Consider the following 505-nt stretch of genomic DNA (forward strand, 5'->3'; position numbering starts at 1 on the left):
GGTCAGCGCTGGTCTCTACGTGTCCGCTTCGGTCGGGGTTGCCGTGGGTGGCGAGGGCGGCAACGGAGGCAATGGTGGAAAGGTAACGGTTCGGGCTGATGGCAACCTGATTGCCGACACCGACGCAGCCGGTTCCGGCGGCATCGTTGCCCAGTCCATCGGCGGCGGCGGCGGCAATGGCGGCCGCGCTGCCACGATTTCGGGTGCAGCCAGCACGGGGGTTAGCGTTTCACTCGGTGTCACTGTTGGCGGCTGGGGTGGCGACGGTGGCAAGAGCGATCTCGTCATCGTCGACAGCGGCATGAATGGCGGCGGCAGCATCGTTACCAAAGGCGCCAACGCGATCGGCATCCTCGCGCAATCGGTGGCCGGCAGCGGCGGCAATGGCGGCGATTCCTGGGGAGCTGCAGGCGGCTTCGGGGTCAACGCCAGCATCAATGCGACGGTCACCATCGGTGGCGGCGGCGGCAAGGGCAACATCAGCGGCGATGTCGCCGTTCACAAC

Annotated in this window: 1 pseudogene; it reads left to right on the forward strand. The window is 67.1% G+C overall.

Going from position 1 to position 505, the window contains the following annotated elements:
* Positions 1-505: pseudogene (locus tag EN914_RS37920) on the forward strand (hypothetical protein); the annotation flags it as partial.

The sequence above is a fragment of the Mesorhizobium sp. M7A.F.Ca.CA.001.08.2.1 genome, from assembly GCF_003998455.1.
Lineage (GTDB): Bacteria > Pseudomonadota > Alphaproteobacteria > Rhizobiales > Rhizobiaceae > Mesorhizobium > Mesorhizobium ciceri.